Consider the following 19,326-nt stretch of genomic DNA (forward strand, 5'->3'; position numbering starts at 1 on the left):
GGTAGTTGGCGGTGTTCTGCTCGACGATGTGGACCAGGCCGCCCGTCTCGTGGTTGACGTTGGCGAGGAAGGCCGCGGCCTCCTGCTTCTTCACCGTGTCGCTGCCGGTCTTGGCGAAGCCCGGGTAGGCGCTCAGCGCCGCCGTCAGGCCGCTGTACGTGTAGAACGCGTTCCGGTTCGGGAACATCTGGTTGAACTGCGCCTCGCTCACCACGAAGTCGGGCGAGGGCCCGGGGCCGGTGCCGCCACCGCAGGTGCCCTGGTCGGACCAGACATCGGCCGCACCGGGCCGCTCGTTCTGGGTCCACCACTTCGCCAGCCAGTTGTGGCCGTTGTACGAGGCGGTCTTGCCGCCCGTGTAGACGGTGGAACTACTCCAGGCGGACGCGCAGTCGGCGGCGGACGCGGAGGCGGGGAGGAACACGGCGAGCCCGATGGCCGTGGAGAGCGCGGCGAAAAGTGTCAGCAGACGTCGAAGCATGGAGAGACAGCCCTTCGATGGGGGATGGTCCATACCAAAACGCGAATGGTCTGAACCTGTCAAGGTCTAGACCAAACTTGCCGACGGACGCGTCCGCGCCCTCCAACAGGGCTGGAGGGCGCGCGCGTCGGGAGACCGGCCGTCACGGCCGCCGGGGCGTGAGGACCGCCTTGCGGCAGTCCGGCACGTCGGAGGGCGGAATGATCAGCTCGGCGGTCGTGTCGTCCAGGGCGTAGCAGAGCTGGGCGTGCAGCACCTCCGCCTCGGCCGGGGAGAGACGCAGTGCGGCATCGGACTCGAAGGCGCCTTCACGACGGAGCCAGAGGTCGATGGCGATCGACCCGTCGGCCTCGCGCCGCACGGGCTTTCCGGGCACACGGCTCACCAGCACCTGGAACGCGCCCATCAGACCGCCACCCCCAGCGGCACACCGACGGTACGGCGATGGATGGCCCAGGGCCCGATGCCGATCCCGTCGAGCGCGCGGGCGAGGGCAACCCGCCGGCCGTACCGCTCATGCGAGACGGGATACGGGTGGACGCGCCGGCCCGGGCAGTGGAGCGGCGACACCGGAGCCAGGCCGGGGACGGGCGCCTCCACGGCCGGCGCCGGCGCCGGCGGCGCGGACGGCACGGGTCCGCACGGGGCCCGGAAGGGCCGGAACACACGCCGGACGAACACGGCGAGCCGGAGAACCGGGCGCACGACCGCGCGCACGAGGTCCGGCCGGATACGGTGGGACATGCTGACGCTCCTGGGTTGAGCCGTTGGCCATGCCCCGGGGTGCTGCTGACACCGCCGGGGCGTCTTGTGCCACACCGTGCTCGTCCAGCTACGGTGTGCTACCCCAGACTAGACGCAACGTAGCCAGCGCATCAACATTGATGCCGAATTGGTCCGTGCTGGCATATTCCGATATGACGCCCGTCAGACGAAGTCGTCGAACTCTCCGGCCCTGGCGCCGTCGAGGAAGGCTCGCAGCTTGGCCGGTGAGGTCCGGACGATCACTCCTGGATCGTCGCTCTCCCTGACCAGCACCTCGCCGTCCACCAGCGCCAGCTCGATGCAGTTGCCCCCCTCCCCGGAGAAGGACGACTTGCGCCACTCAATGTCCACGACCCTCACGCCTTCACAATTCGTGCAGCACGGTGCGAATGAAGTCACGCGAACTCCTCGGGTCCAGAGCTCTCGTCTCCATACGACCGAAAACGGCCTGGTAGTTGGTCAGGTGGGTTGACGAGTCCAGGAACGCGAGGCCGTTCGGTACATCGATCTGTACGGTATCGAGCTGCCGCACCGGCCCGCTGGCGTACAGGGTCGCACTGGCCGCGCTGGGGAAGCCACCGGCCGAGAAGGGAATGACGCGCAGGGTCACCGACTCCCGTTCCGCGTGGACAAGTACATGCTCCAGCTGGCGACGCATCACGGCACGGTCGCCGAACAGCATGCGCAGCGCCGCCTCGTGCAGGAGAAACGTGCACGGTGGAGGATTCGGACGGTCGAGCACTGTCCGTCGTCGCATCCGGAACTCCACCTGCAACGCCATGGCCTCAGGGGTCAGCGGCGGCATGGCCTCCCCGAAGACCGCCCGGGCGTAATCCGCCTGCTGCAACAGACCGGGCAGGTGTGTGATCTGCACGTGCCGCAGGGCTGCGGCATGGTGTTCCAGCTCGGCAAGGTCCAGCATGGACGTGGCGATGGAGTCGCGGAACTCGTCCCACCAGTTGGGTACCGCCCGCTCCCGGGCCATGGCGGCCAGGGCATCCACGTACGCCTGGTCGGGACAGGCGTAGTTGGCCGCCCAGACCCGTACCCGATCGGCACTGACCCCGAAGCGGGCGGACTCGGTGTTGCTGATGGCGGTCTTGTCCACGCGGTGCAACGCGGCGGCCTCGGTGGCGGACATCCCCACCTGCTCGCGCATGCGCCGGAGCTCGGCTCCAAGCCGCCGCTGCCTGGCGGTGGGCGGCTTCCTGACGGGCATGACGGCTCCCCATGGACCGATGGACGTGCGGAAACGCGTTCCGCCCCTCGCACCCACCCTAGTTCGCACGAAGGCGGCCGGTGGTCGTGAGACCACCGGCCGCCTTCGTGAACCCGGCTCCTAGAGGAAGGAGTTGATCTCGATCGTCTCGGTGCGGCCGGGGCCGACGCCGATCGCGGAGATCGGGGCGCCCGACATCTCCTCCAGCGCCTTCACGTACGCCTGCGCGTTCTTCGGCAGGTCGGAGAAGGTCTTCGCCTTGGAGATGTCCTCGGACCAGCCCGGCAGGTACTCGTAGACCGGCTTCGCGTGGTGGAAGTCCGTCTGGGAGTAGGGCAGCTCCTCGACGCGCTTGCCGTCGATCTCGTACGCGACGCAGACCGGGATCTGCTCCCAGCCGGTCAGCACGTCCAGCTTGGTGAGGAAGAAGTCGGTCAGACCGTTGACCCGGGTCGCGTAACGGGCGATGACCGCGTCGAACCAGCCGCAGCGGCGGTCGCGGCCGGTGGTGACGCCCCGCTCGCCGCCGATCCGGCGCAGCGCCTCGCCGTCCTCGTCGAAGAGCTCCGTCGGGAACGGGCCCGCGCCGACACGGGTCGTGTAGGCCTTGAGGATGCCGATGACCCGGCTGATCTTCGTCGGGCCCACTCCGGCGCCGGTGCAGGCGCCGCCCGCGGTCGGGTTGGAGGAGGTGACGAAGGGGTACGTGCCGTGGTCGACGTCGAGCAGCGTGCCCTGACCGCCCTCGAAGAGGACGACCTTGCCCTCGTCGATGGCGTCGTTGAGGATCAGCGTGGTGTCGGCGACGAACGGCCGGATCTGCTCCGCGTACTGGAGCATCTCCTCGACGATCTTGCCGGCCTCGATCGCGCGGCGGTTGAAGACCTTGGCGAGGAGCTGGTTCTTCTGCTCCAGGGCCGCCTCGACCTTCTGCTCCAGGATGGACTCGTCGTAGAGGTCCTGGACGCGGATGCCGACGCGGTTGATCTTGTCGGCGTACGTCGGGCCGATGCCCCGGCCGGTCGTGCCGATCTTGCGCTTGCCGAGGAACCGTTCCGTCACCTTGTCGAGCGTGACGTTGTACGGCGTGATGAGATGCGCGTTACCGCTGATCAGCAGCTTCGACGTGTCGACGCCGCGCTCGTTCAGTCCGCTCAGCTCGGAGAGCAGGACCGCCGGGTCGACGACGACACCGTTTCCGATCACCGGGGTGCACCCCGGCGAGAGGATTCCGGAAGGGAGAAGATGCAGCGCGTACTTCTGGTCGCCCACGACGACCGTGTGGCCGGCGTTGTTGCCGCCCTGGTATCGCACCACATAGTCAACAGATCCACCGAGGAGGTCGGTGGCCTTTCCCTTGCCCTCGTCACCCCACTGAGCACCGAGCAGCACAAGTGCGGGCACAGGCGTACACCCCTTCCGGGCGGGGCATGTCCAAGGCCAAAGGCAGTACAAACGTCGTACGTCGCTGTACGACACAACCTGAGCCGTCGAACCGGGTGCCCCGGAATAGACGAAGCCCCTGGCGCAATAGCGCAAGGGGCTCTTGCACAAAGATGCTACCCGAGGAAGGACCGAGGTGTCGGCTCCCGACCAGCTGATGGTGGTCATCGACCCGGTCGCGCGCCGCTGCGACGGCGAGTCCGTGAGGATCGCGAAGGACGTGCTGTGTGCCGGAGCGGCGGTGAAGGTGTGTCTTCCGGACAGCCCGGAGGAGTTCTCCCGGGCTCTCGCGCGACGCGGCTCGCGCCGTCCGGTCGTCATAGGCGACGACCGGGCTCTGCTGCGGGCGGTGGCCCAGCTGCACCGTGACCGGGAGCTGTCCGACGGCGCCGTGTCGCTGGTCCCGGTGGGGCCGCGCGGCTCGGTGGAGCTGGCCCGGTCGCTCGGTGTGCCGCCGGACGCGGTGGCGGCCGCGCGGGCCGTGCTGGACGGCGGGGAACGGCGGCTGGACCTGCTGGTCGACGACAGCGACGGCGTGGTGGTGGGCGGTCTGCGGGTTCCGGCGGGCCCCTCGCCCCTGTCGGCGGTGGAACCGCCGACCGTGTGGGACACCTGCCGGTCGCTGGTGCGCACCCTGGTCCGGCCCGCCCCCACCGTGCCCGCGATACGCACCCACCGGCTGCGGGTGGAGGCGGACGGGACCCTGCTGAGCGACCTGGACGACCCGGTGGAGGGCGTCACGGTGATCTCGCGCGGCGGGGTCGCCGAGGTGGTCGTACGCCCCCGCGCCGCCGCCCCGGTACGGGTGGACGCGTCGGCGGTCACGATCTCGGGCACCTCGTTCCGCTACCGGGCCGACGCCCTGGTGACGGGCCCGGTGTGGACGCGTACGTGGACGGTCCTGCCGTCGGCCTGGTCCCTGATGGTCCCGGTGCGGCCGGCGGGCCGCTGAGGCCGGGCGCCGGCCGCACGGGCCCCGGGCCCCCGGGCCCCCGGGCCCCCGGGCCCCCGGATCAGGACGCGTCCCGCGCCGCCCGGTGCTCCCGCCAGCGGTCCATCATCGCGACGATCTCCGTCTGGAGGAACTCGAAGAACTCGGCCGTCTCCGCGACCCGCGTCCCCGCCGCCGTGTTCTCCCCCAGTGTCTCCGCGCCGTCCCGCAAGGTGTTCCCCCAGCGGGAGAGGACCTGGTCACGGCGGGCGAAGGTCTCGTACCAGAGCTCGTTGTGCAGGACGTAGCGGTCCCGGCGGGAGCCCGGGTCGCGCTCGCGGCTGACCATGTTGACCTGGGTCAGGTACTGGATGGCGCCGGAGACGGCGGCCGGGCTGATCCGGAGCTGCTCGGCGAGCTCGGCCGAGGTCATCGCGGCGTCCTCGGAGGCGAGCAGGGCGGTGAAGACACGGGCGGCCATGCGCTGCATTCCGGCCGCGGTCAGCTCGCCGGCGAAACGCTCCACGAAGCGGCCGACCGCCTGCTCGTCGCGCTCGCCCCGCCCGCCGCCGCCGTCCCGCCCGGCCCCCGCGTCCGGCCCCTCCCGGTCCTCGCGGCCGCCCCCGGCGTGCCCGTTCGTCGCCATGCCCTCATCGTCTCCCGTCGTCCGCCGCACCCCCCGACTTTATACGGTTCCTTAACTTCACAAGTTTCTGAATTCCGCGTACGTTCTGAAACATGACGAAGGCAAACGTCGCTGTCGACGTATCCGGGCTGCACAAGACGTTCGGGCGGACGCGTGCGCTGGACGGCCTCGACCTGACGGTCGAGACCGGCGAGGTCCACGGCTTCCTCGGCCCCAACGGCGCCGGCAAGTCCACCACCATCCGGATCCTGCTCGGACTCCTGCGCGCCGGCTCCGGCACCGCCCGGCTCCTCGGCCGGGACCCCTGGCACGACGCCGTCGCACTGCACCGCCGCGTGGCGTACGTGCCGGGGGACGTGAGCCTGTGGCGCAACCTGTCCGGCGGCGAGGTCATCGACCTGTACGGCAGGCTGCGCGGCGGCCTCGACCGGACGCGGCGCGCACGGCTGACCGAGCGGTTCGAGCTCGACCCGACGAAGAAGGGCCGGACCTACTCCAAGGGCAACCGCCAGAAGGTCGCCCTCGTCGCGGCCTTCGCCTCGGACGTCGACCTGCTGATCCTGGACGAGCCGACGAGTGGCCTCGACCCTCTGATGGAAGAGGTCTTCCAGCAGTGCGTCGCCGAGGAACGCGACCGGGGGCGGACCGTGCTGCTCTCCAGCCACGTGCTGAGCGAGGTCGAGGCCCTGTGCGACCGGGTCAGCATCATCCGGCGGGGCCGGACGGTCGAGTCCGGCTCCCTGGCCGACCTGCGTCACCTCACCCGCACCAGCGTCACCGCCGAACTGGCCGGGCCGCCCGGCGGGCTGGCCCGCCTGCCCGGCGTCCACGACCTCGACGTCCGGGGCAACCGGGTCAGGCTCCAGGTGGACACCGGCGAACTGGACGCGGTGCTGCGCTCCCTCACCTCGTCCGGCGTGCGGTCGCTGACCAGCACCCCGCCCACCCTGGAGGAGCTCTTCCTGCGTCACTACACGGCGGACGAGGCGGTCGCGCGATGAGCACGCTCTCCCTCCCCCTCGCCGGGACCGCCGCCCTGACCCGGCTGTCCCTGCGCCGCGACCGGCTCGTGCTGCCCGTCTGGGTCCTGGTCGTGGGCGCCCTGGCCGCAGGGGGGACGAGTTCCCTGGACGCCCTGTACCCCACGCCCGCCCAGCGCGCCGAGGCCGCCGCCACGATGACCGCCAACAGCTCGATGAGGTCGCTCTACGGGCCGGTGTTCGGCGACTCGGCCGGCGCGCTCGCCGCCTGGCGGTACGGCACCCTCATGGCGGTGCTGGCCGCCGTGATGAGCCTGATCGTCGTCGTCCGGCACACCCGGGAGGAAGAGGAGACCGGCCGCCAGGAGATGCTCTCGGCCGCCGTGGTGGGCCGCCGCGCGCCACTGACCGCGGCGCTGCTCACCGCCCTGGTCGCCAACGCCGGCATCGCGCTCGTCGTCCTCGCCGGTCTGGCCGGCCGGGGTGCGGAGGGGGCACTCGCTCTGGGTCTCGCCGTCGGCGGGACCGGCATGGTCTTCGCCACGACGGCGGCGATCGCCGCGCAGCTCTCCGAGAGCGCGCGGCTCGCCAAGGGCATGACGGCCGCGGTGCTCGGGCTCGCGTTCGTCCTGCGGGCCGCGGGCGACGCGGGGCCGGCCGGGGACGCCCCGGGGGGAACCGGGGCCGCCGGCTCGTCGGTCCTCACCTGGCTGTCGCCCCTCGGCTGGGCCGAGAACGTGCGCGCCTTCGCCGGCGAGCGCTGGTGGGTGGTGGCGCTGATGACGGTGGTGGCCGGAGTGCAGGCCGCGGTGGCGTACGCGCTGGCCGGGCGGCGCGATGTCGCGATGAGTTTCCTGCCCGCCCGGCCGGGGCCCGCCGAGGGCCGGCTGGCGACGGCCGGGGCCCTGGCCCTGCGGCTCCAGCGCGGGGCGCTGCTCGGCTGGGCCCTCGGCTTCCTGGTCGCCGGACTCGCCTTCGGCGGCATGGCCGAGGGCGCGGCGGACCTGGTCGGAGACAACGAGCGGACCAGGGAGATCGTCGAGCGGATGGGCGGCCGGACCGGTCTGACCGACGCGTTCCTCGCCACCATGGTCGGCATGTTCGGGATGGTGGCCGGGCTGTACGTCGTCGGTTCGGTGCTGCGGCTGCACGGCGAGGAGACCTCCCAGCGCGCCGAACCCGTCCTGGCGAACGCGGTCGGCCGGCTGCGCTGGGCGGCGGGCCATCTGGTCGTCGCGTTCGGCGGCGCCGTCGTGATCATGGTCGCGGCGGCGGCCGGGCTCTCCCTCTCGTACGGGCAGGACCCCGGCCCGATCCTGGGCGCCGCGCTCGGCCGGCTCCCGGCGGTCTGGGTGCTCGGCGGTCTCGCGGTCCTGCTGCACGGGGCCGCCCCGAAGGCGGCGCCGGCCGCGTGGGGCGTGGCCGGGTCGGCGCTGGCCCTGGGCTGGATCGGCCCGGCGCTGGATCTGCCGCGAGCGGTGCTGAACCTGTCGCCCTTCGGGCATCTGCCGAACCTGCCGGGCGCGGAGATGGTGTGGGCCCCCGCGCTGCTGCTGACCTCCCTGGCGGTGGCACTCGTGGCGGCCGGCCTGGCCGCCCTCCGGCGGCGGGACATGACGGCCTGAGCGCCCGCGGCGGGGACCTGCGCCAAGGTCCGGGGCGCCGGGGCGCCGGGGTCCGGGGCCCGGGGCCCGGGGCCCGGGGCCCGGGGCGGCGGGGCGGCGGGGCTCACACCTCGACCAGCAGCTCCTTCAGTCCCCGGATCACATAGCCGGGCTGCCACCGGGGCTCCGCCACCGGCCCGAGCGTCGGGGCCCGGCGCAGCAGCTCGCCGAAGGACGCGGCCAGCTCGACCCGGGCGAGCGGGGCGCCCAGGCAGTAGTGGAGCCCCGCGCCGAAGGTGAGGTGCGGGTTCCGCGCCCGGGAGAGGTCCAGTTCGTCGGGGCGTTCGAAGCGGGCCGGGTCCCGGTTGGCCGAGCCGAGGAGCAGGGCCACCTCGGAGCCGCGCGGGACGACCGTCCCGCCGATCTCGATGTCGTCCAGGACCCACCGCTCGAACATCTGGAGCGGGGTGTCGTACCGCAGCAGTTCCTCCACAGCTGTGGACAACGCGGCCTGTCCGGCCCGCAGCGCGGCGAGCTGCCCGGGGTTGCGGAAGAGGGTCCACCATCCGTTGGCGGTGGTGTTGACGGTCGCCTCGTGGCCCGCGTTCAGCAGCAGGACGCAGGTGGAGATCATCTCCTGCTCACTGAGCCGGTCCCCCTCGTCGTGGGCCGCGATCAGCGCCGAGACCAGATCGTCGCCGGGCCGTGTCCGGCGCTCGGCGATCAGCGCCCGCAGGTACGCGGAGAACTCCACCGAGGCGGTGACGGCGCGGCGCGCGGTCTCCTCGTCCGGGTTCAGCTCGAACATCCCGCAGATCGCCGCCGACCAGGGCCGCAGCAGCGCCCGGTCGGACACCGGGATGCCGAGCGTCTCCGCGATGACCGCGACCGGCAGCGGCTCGGCGACATCGGCGAGCAGATCGCCCCCGCCCGCCGCGAGCAGCCCGTCGACCAGCTCACGGGCCAGCCGTTCCACGACCGGCACCAGCCGCTCGACCCTCCGGGGCGTGAACGCCTTCGACACCAGGCGCCGGATCCGGGTGTGGTCGGGTGCCTCCAGGTCGAGCATCCCGTGGTCGTTGAGGACGTGGAACGGCTCGTGCGCGGCGGGCGGAGGCGTCCGCCCGAACTCCTCGTGGGTGAAGCGGTGCAGATACGTCCGGCCCAGCCGCCGGTCCCGCAGCAGGGCCGACACATCGGCGTGGCCCGGCACCAGCCACTGGCCCGTCGGCTCGAACCGGTGCACCCGGCCGCGTGCCCGCAGCTCGGCGTAGGCGGGGTACGGGTCGGCGACGAAGTCCGGGTTCCACGGATCGAAGACGGCGTCCATGGGCGGACGCTACCGGCCGCCCGGGGAGCCGATCTACCCCGGCGTCACCAGCCGTGCCTCATAGGCGAACACGGCCGCCTGCGTCCTGTCGCGCAGGCCCAGCTTGACCAGGACGCGGCTGACGTGGGTCTTGATCGTGGACTCGGCGACCACGAGGTGCGAGGCGATCTCGGAGTTGGACAGGCCCTGGGCGATCAGCACCAGCACCTCCGTCTCCCGTTCGGTCAGGTCGCCGATCTGGGCCAGCGCCGGCGGGCGCGGGGACTCCGCCGCCTTAGCGAACTCCGTGATCAGACGCTTGGTGACGGTCGGCGCCAGCAGCGCCTCGCCGGCCGCCACCACCCTTACGCCCTCCGCGAGCTGCCGGGCGGAGGCGTCCTTCAGCAGGAAGCCGGAGGCACCGGCGCGCAGCGCCTGGTACACGTACTCGTCCAGGTCGAAGGTGGTCAGCACCAGCACCTTCGCCTCGCTGTCCGCCGCGACGATCTCCCGGGTGGCGTCGATGCCGTTCAGCTCCGGCATCCGGATGTCCATCAGGACGACGTCCGGCCGCAGGGCGGCGACCTGGACGACCGCCTCGCGGCCGTTCACGGCCTCCCCGACGACCTCGATGTCCGGCATCGCGTTCAGCAGGACGGAGAATCCCTCACGGACCATGATCTGGTCGTCGACGATCAGTACCCGGATGGTCATGCCCCGCCCTCCGCTGCCCCGGTGGCGGATCCGGCGGGCCCGGTGGACCCGGTGGACCCGGTGGACCCGGCGGGCCCGGAGGACCGTGCGGGGGCGGCCGGGGCGACGGTCGCCACGCTCGCGACGGGGAGGAACGCGGCGACCTCGTAGCCGCCGTCCGCCGTGGGCCCGGCCGTCATCTCGCCGTTCAGCATCGCCACCCGTTCCCGCATGCCGGTGATCCCGTGCCCGGCCCCCGGCGACGGCTTGACCAGCCCGCGCGCCGGGCCGTTGACGACCCGCAGGCCGAGCCCGCCCAGCACGTACGACACCTCGACCTTGGCGGCCGCCCCCGGCGCGTGCCGCAGTACGTTGCTGAGCGCCTCCTGGACGATCCGGTACGCCGACAGCTCCACACCCTGCGGAAGCTCCCGGACGGCACCGGTGACGGTGCTGTCCACGGTCAGCCCGGCGTCGCGGACGTTGCCCACCAGCCCGTCGAGGTCGGCGAGGGTCGGCTGCGGGGCGTCCGGTGCCTCGTAGTCCTCGGCCCGCACGACGCCGAGTATGCGCCGCAGCTCGGTCAGCGCGGCGACCGCGTTCTCCCGGATCGTGACGAACGCCTGCTCCAGCTCGGGCGGCGGGTTCTCGACCCGGTAGGGCGCGGCCTCGGCCTGGATGGCGACGACCGACATGTGGTGGGCGACCACGTCGTGCAGCTCGCGGGCGATGGTGGTGCGCTCCTCCAGGAGGGTCCGCCGGGAGCGCTCCCGCGCGGTGACGGACTGCTGGGCGGTGACCTCCTCCCTCGCCGCGCGCCGGGTGTGGAAGACGGTGACGCACAGCAGGACGAAGGCGGAGACGGCCAGCAGGGGGAAGGTGTGACCACCGCCGCCCCGGCTGACGAACACCTCGCAGAAGAAGCCGAACGCGCCTGTCAGCGTCCACATCCACGCGGCGGTGCGCGGACGGGTCCGGGCCGCGACCACGGTCATCACGGTGAGCTGGCCCAGGAAGCTGGTCGGGGCCCACGGCCAGCCGTCCCAGTAGCCGGACATGATGCTCACGAACGGGGCCGTCGCCAGGGACAGCCAGAACGCCGCGACCGGCCGGACCAGGGTCAGCAGGATCACGGCCGCCGGGATGATCCCGGCGACCGGCTGTCCGTCCGTATATCCCACGGACATCACGATCAGGGCGGCCCCGGCCACCAGGGCGTGCGGGAACCAGGTCACGTACTCATGGGTGAACCTCGGCAGCCGCCTGGTCACCGGCCCGTCGGTGCGCATGGGCGGGAGCGGCCGGTAGGCGAACACGTCGTCGAGGAGCTCGCGGCGCATGCCGTGGAACATGCCGCGGGCCATCCGGTACTCCGGGCTGCGGGTCTTGGTGTCGGTCACGCGATAAACCGTAGGCAACGGCCGGAGGGCGGTCGTCACCTTGGATGGGGATCCTTCCGCGTCCTCCTGGAGTACTACGCCGCCGACCCGGAGCGGAACGCTCCCGGCTGCCCGTGCCCCGCCCGTGCCCGCGCCCGTGGCCCCGGTCACCAGGCGAGCTGGGCGATCTCCTCCACGACCACCGCGCAGGCGTCCGCCACCGGGTCGATCAGCGGGAAGTGGCCCACGCCGTCCAGGAGGGTCAGTCCGACCATCTCGCCCGCCCTCGCCGCCGCGTCCGCGTACGCCTCCGCGACGGCCCCCGGGACGACCGTGTCCTGACGGCCCTGCACCACGGTCGTGGCGATCCCGGTCGGCAGCAGCACCGACGGATCGGCGCACCCCGCGCGGGCCTTCGCGTCCGCCCCCTCGCCGAGCAGCTGGGTCACCGCCCCGCCGCACACATCGAGCTCCACCGCCCGCTCGAAGTGCGCGATCGGCGCGAGCGCGACGACTCCGCGCAGCTCGGGAGGTGAAGCCAGGCGCCACGGCGACCCGGGCGGCAGCACATGGCGGGCGGCCGCCCACAGGGCCAGGTGCCCGCCCGCCGAGTGCCCGGTGACGACCATGCGCCGGGGGTCGCCCTGCGGGAGGTGGGCGGCCACCAGCGCGGGCAGCGCGTCCATCGCCGCGGCCACGTCGTCGAACGTCTCCGGCCATCGCCCGGCCACCGGACCCGCGGCGTCCGGGGCTCCGGGGGCGTCCCCGCCCCGGCGGTACTCCACGTTCGCGACGGCGAATCCGTGCCGTGCGAGAAAACCGGCGAAAGGGGTGATGTGGCGACGGTCGTACGGTGCCCGCCACGCCCCGCCGTGCAGGACGACGACGAGCGGGACCGGGCCGCCCCGGCCGTCGCGCGGGGCGTAGAAGTCGACGACCTGGTCCGGGTGCTCGCCGTACGCGGCGGTGGAATCCGGGTCGACGGCCGGATGCGACAGGGCGGACGCTTCTTCGGCGGCGTCGCGTGCGGCGGGGTCGGGCATGATGCTCAACCTTTCGGTGACGGGGCCGAATTGGCCTGACCTGCGGGGACGGTACCAGCACCGGCGCCCCCGCAGATCAAGCCGGACGTCACCGCGTCGGAGCCGCCGGCACGTCCGCCAGCACCTCCGCCAGCACGCGTGCCGCGCGCTCGGCGTCGGCGAAGCCGACGTACAGCGGGGTGAAGCCGAACCGCAGCACGTCGGGGCGGCGCAGATCACCCACGACACCGCGGGCGATCAGCTCCTTCATCACGGCCGGGGCGTCGGCGCAGCGCAGGGCCACCTGGCTGCCCCGCTGCCCGTGCTCCTCGGGCGTCAACGAGGTGACCAGGCCCTCGGGCACATACGCCCGTACGCACTCCAGGAAGAAGTCCGTCAGCGCCAGGCTCTTGGCCCGTACGGCGTCGATGGAGACCCCGTCCCAGACGTCCAGCGCCGATTCCAGCGCCAGCATCGAGAGGATGTCGGGCGTGCCGACCCGGCCGCGCGCCGCGCCGTCGGCCGGCGCGTAGCCGGGCGTCATGCCGAACGGGTCGGCGTGCGAGTTCCAGCCGGGCAGCGGGGAGTCGAAGCCCGCCTGGTGGCGCGCGGCGACGTACAGGTAGGCCGGCGCCCCGGGGCCGCCGTTCAGGTACTTGTACGTGCAGCCGACCGCCAGGTCCACGCCGTGCGCGTCCAGGCCCACCGGCAGCGCGCCCGCGCTGTGGCACAGGTCCCACACCGAGATCGCGCCGGCCGCCCGGACGGCCGCGGTGATGCCGGGCAGGTCGTGCAGCCGGCCCGTGCGGAAGTCGACGTGGTTGACGAGGACGGCGGCCGTGCGCGGACCGACCGCGGCCGGTACGTCCCCGGGCTCGACCGGCACCAGCCGCCTGCCGGTCAGACGGGCCGCCGACTGCGCGATGTACCCGTCCGTGGGGAACGTCGACACGTCGACGACGATCTCGTCCCTGACGGAGCCGTCACCCGCGCCCGGGGCGCCGCCGGGCCCCTGTCCGGCGTCGGCCAGCCGGACCGCCCCCACGAGCGCCTTGAACACGTTGACGCTCGTCGAGTCGCCGACCACGATCTGGCCCGGCGCCGCGCCGACGAGCGGCGCGATCCGGTCCCCGATCCGCTCCGGCGCGGTCCACCAGCCGCTCTCGTCCCACGAGCGGATGCGCAGCTCGCCCCACTCGCGGCCGATCACGTCGGCCATCCGGAGCGGGACCTGGCGGGGCAGCGCGCCCAGCGAGTTGCCGTCCAGGTAGACGCCCTCGTCGAGGGTGAAGAGCTCACGCGCGGAGGCGAGCGCGTCCTCGGCGTCCAGCGCCAGCGCGTCCTTCCTCAGCTGCTCGGCCCCGGCCGTCCCGCTCGCCGGCCGCCCGGCCCCGGCCGCCCGCTTCTCCAGCTGCTCAGACATGGCTGCGCGCCGTCCACAGCTCGGGGAAGACGTTCTTGCGGGCGCGCTTCTCCAGCCAGGCCACACCGGCCGAGCCGCCCGTACCGGTCTTGGAGCCCATCGCCCGCCGCGTGGCGACCAGGTGGTCGTTGCGCCAGCGCCAGACCAGCTCGCCCACGTCCGTCAGCGCCTCGCCGAGCCGGACCAGCTCGTCGCCCTGGTCGTCCCCGGCGTAGATCCCGGCCCAGATCTCCTCGATCTCGCGGGCCGGCTCGTACTTCTGCGCCAGGTCCCGCTGGAGGACCTCCGCCGGGACGGGGAACCCGCGCCGGGCGAGGAGCCGCAGCACCTCGTCGTACAGACTCGGCTCCTGGAGGGCCTTCTCCAGCTCCGCGTGGACGCGCGGCGCACCCCGGTGCGGGACCAGCATCGACGCCGACTTCTCGCCCAGCAGGAACTCCATCCGCCGGTACATCGCCGACTGGAATCCGGAGCCCTCGCCCAGGGCGCTGCGGTAGGCGTTGAACTGTGCGGGGGTGAGCTGGCCGAGCGGCTTCCAGGAGGCGTTCAGCGCCTCCAGCTCCCGTACGGACCGCTTCAGGGCGTCCATCGCGACCTGGACGCGGTCCTCGCGCAGGGCGCGGCTCGCCGTCTCCCACTCATGGACGATCACGGTGAACCACAGCTCCATGACCTGGGTGGTGACCAGGAAGACCATCTCTCCCGGATCGTCCGAGAGCGGGTGCTGGAGGTGGGTGAGGACGTCCGCCTGGACGTAGTCCTCGTACGGCGTCGTACCTGCGAAGTCCAGGTTCGGGGTGTCCGAACCGGCTGCGGAGGCATCGGGGTAAGTAGACATCGCTGTCTCCTCAATGCGTGCTACCGGGTAGCGGTCCGCTCCTTCCAGCCGGCTGTGGAGCCCCGGTCCCCTCGGGACCGCACGCGTGCGGTCCCGGTCGCATCATTACACGACTGGCCCCGTGATGTACCGGCCACTGGTGTCATACGGCCACGCGTTGGACTCGCAGCCGTCCAGTCCCTTGATCTGCTGCATCATCACCGGCGCGAGCTTGCCCGCACCGGAGCAGCCCATGTGCTCGCGGATGCCGATCTCGTGCCCGACCTCGTGGTTGATGATCAGGTGACGGTACTCGGCCGGGGTGCCGGAGAACGTCGGGGACCCCAGCATCCAGCGCTTGAGGTTCACCACCACGCCGTCGACCGTCTCGCAGTTCAACTCTCCTCCGGTGTCCAGCCCTTGGGCGAGGCAGAGCGCGTCGGCGGTCTTCGGCGTCGCGATACGGATGACGAAATCCGCGTCCTTGTCGACCAGTTGGAAGGACCCTCGGCCATTGGCCGCCCAACCCTGGGGATGGGCGAGGATCTTCTGGATCTCCTCCGCCGCCTGGCCGGCCGAGATGTCGATGCCGTCCTCCACCTGGACGCGGTAGCGGCGCGGGGTCCCCGAGCCGACCTTGCCGCCGGAGGTCCGCGCGGAGGTGAAGGTGCCGTCGCCCGAGGAGGGCACGGTCACCGGGGCCGGGTCCTTCACGGCCTCCCTGGGCGGGGCACTGCGGCCGGCCCGGGGCGACGCGGCGGCGGGGGGCGAGGGGGCGGGCGGCGGCTCTGCGACGGGTGTCCGCGCGGGGGGCGCGAGGGGACTCGCGGCGTTGCCGGGCCCGGTGGCGGTGGGCTCGCCCCTGCCGTGCCAGTGCGCGAGGGCGGCGCCGCCGCCCAGGCACAGGGCGATCAGGCCCAGGGCGAGCAGGAGTATCGGGCCGGCCGAACGGCGTCCGCCGCCGCGTCCACTGCTGCTGCTCCGACGGCGACGGCGTCCACGGGGTGCGGCGGCACGCTTGCCCAAAACAGACTTCTCCCCTGCTCCGGCCGGGTGGGGGGAAGAGCGCCGTGGGGGGACTCTGCGCCGGCTGCGATTCGATGGTGTGTGCGATCGTACCGGCCCGGTTGCCCGGAAACGGGTCGGCCCGCCGCGCCGGGCGTGCCGGGGGCGGGCCGTGCCGGGGCTGTGGGCGGATCAGCCGAGGGTGTCCGCGGCCAGCGGGGACGAGTCGCGCAGGAACGTCGAGCACCGCTCGGACTCCTCCTGCTCGCCGATGGCCTGGGCGGCGCGGGCGAGGGCGTTCAGGGCACGCAGGAAGCCGCGGTTGGGCTCGTGCTCCCACGGCACCGGGCCGTGCCCCTTCCAGCCGCTGCGGCGCAGGGAGTCCAGGCCGCGGTGGTAGCCGGTCCTGGCGTACGCGTACGACTCGACGACCCGGCCGCCCTGGAAGGCGTCGTCGGCGAGCTGGGCCCAGGCCAGGGAGGAGGTGGGGTACTTGGCGGCGACGTCGGCGGGGGCGGCCCCGCTCGCGAGCAGCTCGCGCGGCTCGGGATCGTCGGGCAGATGGGTGGGGGGCGGTCCCCCCAGCAGGTTCTCGTGGATGGCCATGCCCCCAGTGTCACAGGTCGCCGGGGCGGTTCCGGCCGGCGGGCCGGCGCCTGGGCACCGCCCGGGGGCAGGCCGGAGGGTTCTGGCACCGCCCGGGTGGCTCTGGCACCGCCCGGGGGGCAGAGCGGAGGGCTCGTAGCCCGGGGCCTGCCCGCGGCTAGGTGCCGGCCCGGGGGTCGGGGCGGGGGCCCTGCCGGTCCGGGGCCGTGCCCTCCGGTTCCAGCGCCGTGTCCGGCTCCAGGGGCGGCGAGGTGATCCCGCAGTTCACCCGGCATTCCGGATGGCAGCGCCCGGCCGCCCGGGGGGCCCGGATCGTCCACCAGGCGATCAGGGACCCCAGCACCAGCACCCCCGCGCACATCGGCATCGCCCTGCGGAACGTCGCCTCGAACTCCTGCGCCGAGCGGTAGGCCTCCGGACCCATCCCGGCCAGCAGCGGCAGCGCCGCCACGGCCAGCAGGCCCGCCGCGCGGGCGGCCGCGTTGTTGATGCCGCTGGCCAGCCCGGCCCGGCCGGTCTCGACCGACGCCAGGACCGTCGCGGTCAGCGGGGCCACCAGGACGACCATGCCGAGCCCCAGCACCACCAGGGCGGGCAGCACGTCGCGTACGTAGGAGGCGTCCGTACCGACCCGCAGCATCAGCAGCATCCCGGCGGCGCACAGCAGCGGCCCCACGGTCAGCGGAACGCGCGGACCCAGCCGCTGCCCCCACTCCCCCGACCTGGCCGAGAGCAGCAGCATGAGCACCGTGGTGGGCAGCAGCGCCGTGCCCGCCCCGAGCGCCGAGTACCCGGACACCACCTGCAGATGGAGGGTCGCCAGGAAGAAGAAGCCGCCGAACGCCGCGTACACGCACAACGTCACCAGGTTGACCGCCGTGAACAGGCGGGAAGCGAAGATCGAGGGCGGCAGCATCGGCTCGGACCGCCGGCGCTCGACCCCCACGAAGACCGCGCCGACGACCACGCCGGCCGCCCCCGTCCACCAGTTCTCGTCGATCAGCCCATAGGTGACCAGTGCGAGCGCCAGCGCGCCGAGGACCGCGCCCAGCACGTCGAACCGCCCGTGCGCCCGTTCGTCCCGCGATTCCGGTACGTGCCGCAGCGCGACCGGCACGCACAGCGCGGCCAGCGGCACGTTGATGAGGAAGACCCAGCGCCAGCCGGGCCCGTCGACCAGCCACCCGCCCACGAACGGGCCCACGGCCGCACCGACCCCGCCGAAGCCGGACCACAGCCCCACGGCGCGGGCCCGGTCGTCGGGGTGGAAACTCGCCTGGATCAACGCGAGCGAGCCGGGTGTGAGCAGGGCCCCGCCGACGCCCTGCAGCGCCCGGGCGATGATCAGTACGAGGGTGTTCGGCGCGAGCCCGCACAGCAGCGACGCCACGGCGAACCACACCACCCCCACCACGAACACCCGCCGCCGCCCGAAGCGGTCCCCCAGCGCCCCGCCCAGCAGGATCAGCCCGGCGAGGGTGAGCATGTAGGCGTTGACGGTCCACTGGAGGTCCGCCATGTCCGCGCCGAGATCCTCGCCGATGCGGGGCAGGGCGACGTTGACGACGGTCGAGTCCAGCAGGGCCATGCCGGATCCCAGCACGGTGGTGAGCACCACCCATCGGCCGGTCGCCGACGCCAGCCTGATGTCCATAGGGGCATCCTGCCGTCCCGGGCACACCCCGGCCACCGCATGGTCACCGCATGGCCGCGGCGGCCGGGGGCGGCCCACCGCGTCAGCCCCTGGGCGCCCACCGTGCCAGGGCCCGGGCACCCACCGCGTCAGCCTCCGGGCACCAACCGCGTCAGGGCCCGGATCAGGGCGTCCGTGCCCGCTTCGGCCTTGGCGCGCGGGCAGCCGAGGTTGAGGCGGACGAAACCGTCCGCCCCGTACACCCGGCCCGGCATGATCGCGACCTTCTCGTGCTCGACCAGCTCCCGCTGGAGCGCGTCGCCGTCCACCGCCAGCGGCCGCAGATCGACCCACGCGAGATAGCCGGCCTGCGGCGGCTCCCACCCCAGCTGCGGAAAGGCCGACGCCAGACGATCGGCGAGCATGCCCAGACTGCCCGCCACATACGCGCGCAGCTCGTCCAGCCAGGCCGCGCCCCGCCGGTAGGCCGCGATGTGGGCGGTGAGCGAGAGCACCGCCGGCGAGGCGAGCCCCTCGGCCGTCTCCATCCGGCGCAGGAACGCCGCCCGCTCGGCCGGATCGCCGATGATCCCGTACGAGCCGTTCAGCGCCGGGAAGTTGAACGCCTTCGACGCCGAGGTGATCACGGCCCAGCGGCCCGGGCCGCCATCCGCGACCGCGGTCCACGGCAGATGGCGCCGGCCGTCGTGCACCAGATCCGCGTGGATCTCGTCGCTGATGACGGCGGCACCGTGGTGGGCGGCCAGCCGCGCGAACGCGGCGAGCTCCGGCCGCGTCCACACCCGGCCCGTCGGGTTGTGCGGCGAGCACAGCAGCAGCACCTTGGAGTCCGGCCGCGCGAGCTGCCGCTCCAGCGCGGCCCCGTCGTCCACCGGCACGCCCCGCGGCTCCCGCCCGAGCCCCGACAGCACCTTGGTGAAGCCGTCGTACGTCGGGGTGTGCACGACCACCCCGTCCCCCGGCTCCGTCCACATACGGAGCAGCTGGGAGAGCTGGTTGAGGACGGACGGCGCGTACACGATCGACTCCGGGTCGAGCGCGGTGCCGAACCTCGTCCCGTACCAGTGGCGTATCGCCGCCCGGAAGTCCCCCAGCCGCCAGTCCGTGTAGCCGAAGACCCCGTGCGCGACGCGCTGCCGCAGGGCGTCCAGCACCTCGGGCGGAGAGGTGAAATCCATGTCGGAGATGGTGAACGGAAGCAGCCCGTCCACCCCGAAACGGTCCGCCACCCCGTCCCACTGGACGCATGAGGTACCGCGCCGGTCGATGGCCGTATCGAAGTCGTACGTCACGAAGCCTCCAGACATGACAGGGCCCGACACCGCGCACGCGATGCCGGGCCCGTCTTG

The 19,326-nt window shown here is 73.0% G+C and carries 20 protein-coding genes; 3 read left to right on the plus strand and 17 right to left on the minus strand.

Annotated elements, in window-relative coordinates; all coding sequences use genetic code 11:
* The 6 genes from PUR26_RS13650 to PUR26_RS13675 form a co-directional block, all read right to left on the minus strand.
* On the minus strand, nucleotides 1–481 hold a 481-nt coding region (locus tag PUR26_RS13650; RefSeq protein WP_329872486.1), incomplete at its 3' end, for a glycoside hydrolase family 19 protein.
* A gap of 142 nt (nucleotides 482–623) precedes the next feature.
* The gene (locus tag PUR26_RS13655) at nucleotides 624–887 is read right to left on the minus strand and encodes a hypothetical protein (protein WP_329872488.1); all 264 of its coding nucleotides are present in this window, start codon (nucleotides 885–887) and stop codon (nucleotides 624–626) included.
* Nucleotides 887–1,225, minus strand: coding sequence for a hypothetical protein (locus PUR26_RS13660; RefSeq protein WP_329872489.1), 339 nt, complete (start codon nucleotides 1,223–1,225; stop codon nucleotides 887–889). The genes PUR26_RS13655 and PUR26_RS13660 overlap by 1 nt, the downstream gene beginning before the upstream one ends.
* A 183-nt stretch (nucleotides 1,226–1,408) precedes the next feature.
* Nucleotides 1,409–1,597, minus strand: a complete 189-nt coding sequence (locus PUR26_RS13665) for a DUF397 domain-containing protein (protein ID WP_329872490.1) — start codon at nucleotides 1,595–1,597, stop codon at nucleotides 1,409–1,411.
* 13 nt (nucleotides 1,598–1,610) lie between these two features.
* Nucleotides 1,611–2,465, minus strand: coding sequence for a helix-turn-helix domain-containing protein (locus tag PUR26_RS13670; RefSeq protein WP_329872492.1), 855 nt, complete (start codon nucleotides 2,463–2,465; stop codon nucleotides 1,611–1,613).
* A gap of 120 nt (nucleotides 2,466–2,585) precedes the next feature.
* Nucleotides 2,586–3,869 carry an adenylosuccinate synthase gene (locus PUR26_RS13675; protein ID WP_329872493.1) on the minus strand — a complete coding sequence of 428 codons (1,284 nt, stop codon included), beginning with the start codon at nucleotides 3,867–3,869 and terminating at the stop codon, nucleotides 2,586–2,588.
* A 175-nt stretch (nucleotides 3,870–4,044) separates the two neighbouring features.
* Here PUR26_RS13675 and PUR26_RS13680 point away from each other — a divergent pair, with 175 nt between their 5' ends.
* On the plus strand, nucleotides 4,045–4,860 hold the full coding sequence (locus PUR26_RS13680; protein ID WP_443077068.1) for a diacylglycerol kinase: 816 nt from the start codon (nucleotides 4,045–4,047) through the stop codon (nucleotides 4,858–4,860).
* Between the two features lie 61 nt (nucleotides 4,861–4,921).
* Here the strand turns inward: PUR26_RS13680 and PUR26_RS13685 are convergent, their stop codons facing one another.
* Nucleotides 4,922–5,485: a GbsR/MarR family transcriptional regulator gene (locus PUR26_RS13685; protein ID WP_329872495.1), complete on the minus strand. Its 564-nt coding sequence runs from the start codon at nucleotides 5,483–5,485 to the stop codon at nucleotides 4,922–4,924.
* 92 nt (nucleotides 5,486–5,577) lie between these two features.
* On the opposite strand from PUR26_RS13685, the gene PUR26_RS13690 reads away from it, so the two are divergent.
* Together PUR26_RS13690 and PUR26_RS13695 are read left to right on the plus strand one after the other, a co-directional pair.
* A complete protein-coding gene (locus tag PUR26_RS13690) occupies nucleotides 5,578–6,486 on the plus strand; it encodes an ABC transporter ATP-binding protein (RefSeq protein ID WP_329872496.1) in 909 nt (302 codons plus the stop codon).
* Nucleotides 6,483–8,090, plus strand: coding sequence for an ABC transporter permease (locus PUR26_RS13695; RefSeq protein WP_329872498.1), 1,608 nt, complete (start codon nucleotides 6,483–6,485; stop codon nucleotides 8,088–8,090). The genes PUR26_RS13690 and PUR26_RS13695 overlap by 4 nt, the downstream gene beginning before the upstream one ends.
* A gap of 103 nt (nucleotides 8,091–8,193) precedes the next feature.
* Here the strand turns inward: PUR26_RS13695 and PUR26_RS13700 are convergent, their stop codons facing one another.
* From PUR26_RS13700 to PUR26_RS13745, 10 genes are all read right to left on the minus strand, one after another.
* Nucleotides 8,194–9,399, minus strand: a complete 1,206-nt coding sequence (locus tag PUR26_RS13700) for a cytochrome P450 (RefSeq protein ID WP_329872500.1) — start codon at nucleotides 9,397–9,399, stop codon at nucleotides 8,194–8,196.
* Nucleotides 9,400–9,432: 33 nt separating this feature from the next.
* Complete coding sequence (locus PUR26_RS13705; protein ID WP_329872501.1) at nucleotides 9,433–10,092, minus strand: response regulator transcription factor; 660 nt, start codon at nucleotides 10,090–10,092, stop codon at nucleotides 9,433–9,435.
* The gene (locus tag PUR26_RS13710; RefSeq protein WP_329872673.1) at nucleotides 10,089–11,435 is read right to left on the minus strand and encodes a sensor histidine kinase; all 1,347 of its coding nucleotides are present in this window, start codon (nucleotides 11,433–11,435) and stop codon (nucleotides 10,089–10,091) included. The genes PUR26_RS13705 and PUR26_RS13710 overlap by 4 nt, the downstream gene beginning before the upstream one ends.
* A gap of 182 nt (nucleotides 11,436–11,617) precedes the next feature.
* Nucleotides 11,618–12,493, minus strand: coding sequence for an alpha/beta hydrolase (locus PUR26_RS13715; RefSeq protein WP_329872502.1), 876 nt, complete (start codon nucleotides 12,491–12,493; stop codon nucleotides 11,618–11,620).
* A gap of 88 nt (nucleotides 12,494–12,581) precedes the next feature.
* Nucleotides 12,582–13,895, minus strand: coding sequence for a kynureninase (gene kynU, locus PUR26_RS13720; protein WP_329872503.1), 1,314 nt, complete (start codon nucleotides 13,893–13,895; stop codon nucleotides 12,582–12,584).
* The gene (locus PUR26_RS13725; RefSeq protein ID WP_329872504.1) at nucleotides 13,888–14,733 is read right to left on the minus strand and encodes a tryptophan 2,3-dioxygenase; all 846 of its coding nucleotides are present in this window, start codon (nucleotides 14,731–14,733) and stop codon (nucleotides 13,888–13,890) included. Before PUR26_RS13725 ends, kynU begins: the two co-directional genes overlap by 8 nt.
* Before the next feature lie 105 nt (nucleotides 14,734–14,838).
* Nucleotides 14,839–15,738, minus strand: coding sequence for a DUF3152 domain-containing protein (locus PUR26_RS13730; protein WP_329872506.1), 900 nt, complete (start codon nucleotides 15,736–15,738; stop codon nucleotides 14,839–14,841).
* A 171-nt stretch (nucleotides 15,739–15,909) separates the two neighbouring features.
* Complete coding sequence (locus PUR26_RS13735; RefSeq protein WP_329872508.1) at nucleotides 15,910–16,323, minus strand: DUF3151 domain-containing protein; 414 nt, start codon at nucleotides 16,321–16,323, stop codon at nucleotides 15,910–15,912.
* Between the two features lie 157 nt (nucleotides 16,324–16,480).
* A complete protein-coding gene (locus tag PUR26_RS13740) occupies nucleotides 16,481–17,977 on the minus strand; it encodes an MFS transporter (RefSeq protein WP_329872510.1) in 1,497 nt (498 codons plus the stop codon).
* Between the two features lie 128 nt (nucleotides 17,978–18,105).
* Nucleotides 18,106–19,284 carry a MalY/PatB family protein gene (locus PUR26_RS13745; RefSeq protein WP_329872512.1) on the minus strand — a complete coding sequence of 393 codons (1,179 nt, stop codon included), beginning with the start codon at nucleotides 19,282–19,284 and terminating at the stop codon, nucleotides 18,106–18,108.
* Between the last annotated feature and the right edge of the window lie 42 nt (nucleotides 19,285–19,326).

Origin of the sequence: Streptomyces sp. SP18CS02 (assembly GCF_036322365.1) — a bacterium.
Taxonomy (GTDB): Bacteria; Actinomycetota; Actinomycetes; order Streptomycetales; family Streptomycetaceae; genus Streptomyces.

What these genes read in the sequence shown, in the direction of transcription:
- PUR26_RS13710 (WP_329872673.1), bottom strand. Translation starts at nt 11,435, where the DNA reads ATGGCCCGCGGCATGTTCCACGGCATGCGCCGCGAGCTCCTCGACGAC.
- PUR26_RS13705 (WP_329872501.1), bottom strand. Translation starts at nt 10,092, where the DNA reads ATGACCATCCGGGTACTGATCGTCGACGACCAGATCATGGTCCGTGAG.
- PUR26_RS13725 (WP_329872504.1), bottom strand. Translation starts at nt 14,733, where the DNA reads ATGTCTACTTACCCCGATGCCTCCGCAGCCGGTTCGGACACCCCGAAC.
- PUR26_RS13715 (WP_329872502.1), bottom strand. Translation starts at nt 12,493, where the DNA reads ATGCCCGACCCCGCCGCACGCGACGCCGCCGAAGAAGCGTCCGCCCTG.
- PUR26_RS13690 (WP_329872496.1), top strand. Translation starts at nt 5,578, where the DNA reads ATGACGAAGGCAAACGTCGCTGTCGACGTATCCGGGCTGCACAAGACG.
- PUR26_RS13740 (WP_329872510.1), bottom strand. Translation starts at nt 17,977, where the DNA reads ATGGACATCAGGCTGGCGTCGGCGACCGGCCGATGGGTGGTGCTCACC.
- kynU (WP_329872503.1), bottom strand. Translation starts at nt 13,895, where the DNA reads ATGTCTGAGCAGCTGGAGAAGCGGGCGGCCGGGGCCGGGCGGCCGGCG.
- PUR26_RS13745 (WP_329872512.1), bottom strand. Translation starts at nt 19,284, where the DNA reads ATGTCTGGAGGCTTCGTGACGTACGACTTCGATACGGCCATCGACCGG.
- PUR26_RS13685 (WP_329872495.1), bottom strand. Translation starts at nt 5,485, where the DNA reads ATGGCGACGAACGGGCACGCCGGGGGCGGCCGCGAGGACCGGGAGGGG.
- PUR26_RS13700 (WP_329872500.1), bottom strand. Translation starts at nt 9,399, where the DNA reads ATGGACGCCGTCTTCGATCCGTGGAACCCGGACTTCGTCGCCGACCCG.
- PUR26_RS13670 (WP_329872492.1), bottom strand. Translation starts at nt 2,465, where the DNA reads ATGCCCGTCAGGAAGCCGCCCACCGCCAGGCAGCGGCGGCTTGGAGCC.
- PUR26_RS13660 (WP_329872489.1), bottom strand. Translation starts at nt 1,225, where the DNA reads ATGTCCCACCGTATCCGGCCGGACCTCGTGCGCGCGGTCGTGCGCCCG.
- PUR26_RS13695 (WP_329872498.1), top strand. Translation starts at nt 6,483, where the DNA reads ATGAGCACGCTCTCCCTCCCCCTCGCCGGGACCGCCGCCCTGACCCGG.
- PUR26_RS13735 (WP_329872508.1), bottom strand. Translation starts at nt 16,323, where the DNA reads ATGGCCATCCACGAGAACCTGCTGGGGGGACCGCCCCCCACCCATCTG.
- PUR26_RS13655 (WP_329872488.1), bottom strand. Translation starts at nt 887, where the DNA reads ATGGGCGCGTTCCAGGTGCTGGTGAGCCGTGTGCCCGGAAAGCCCGTG.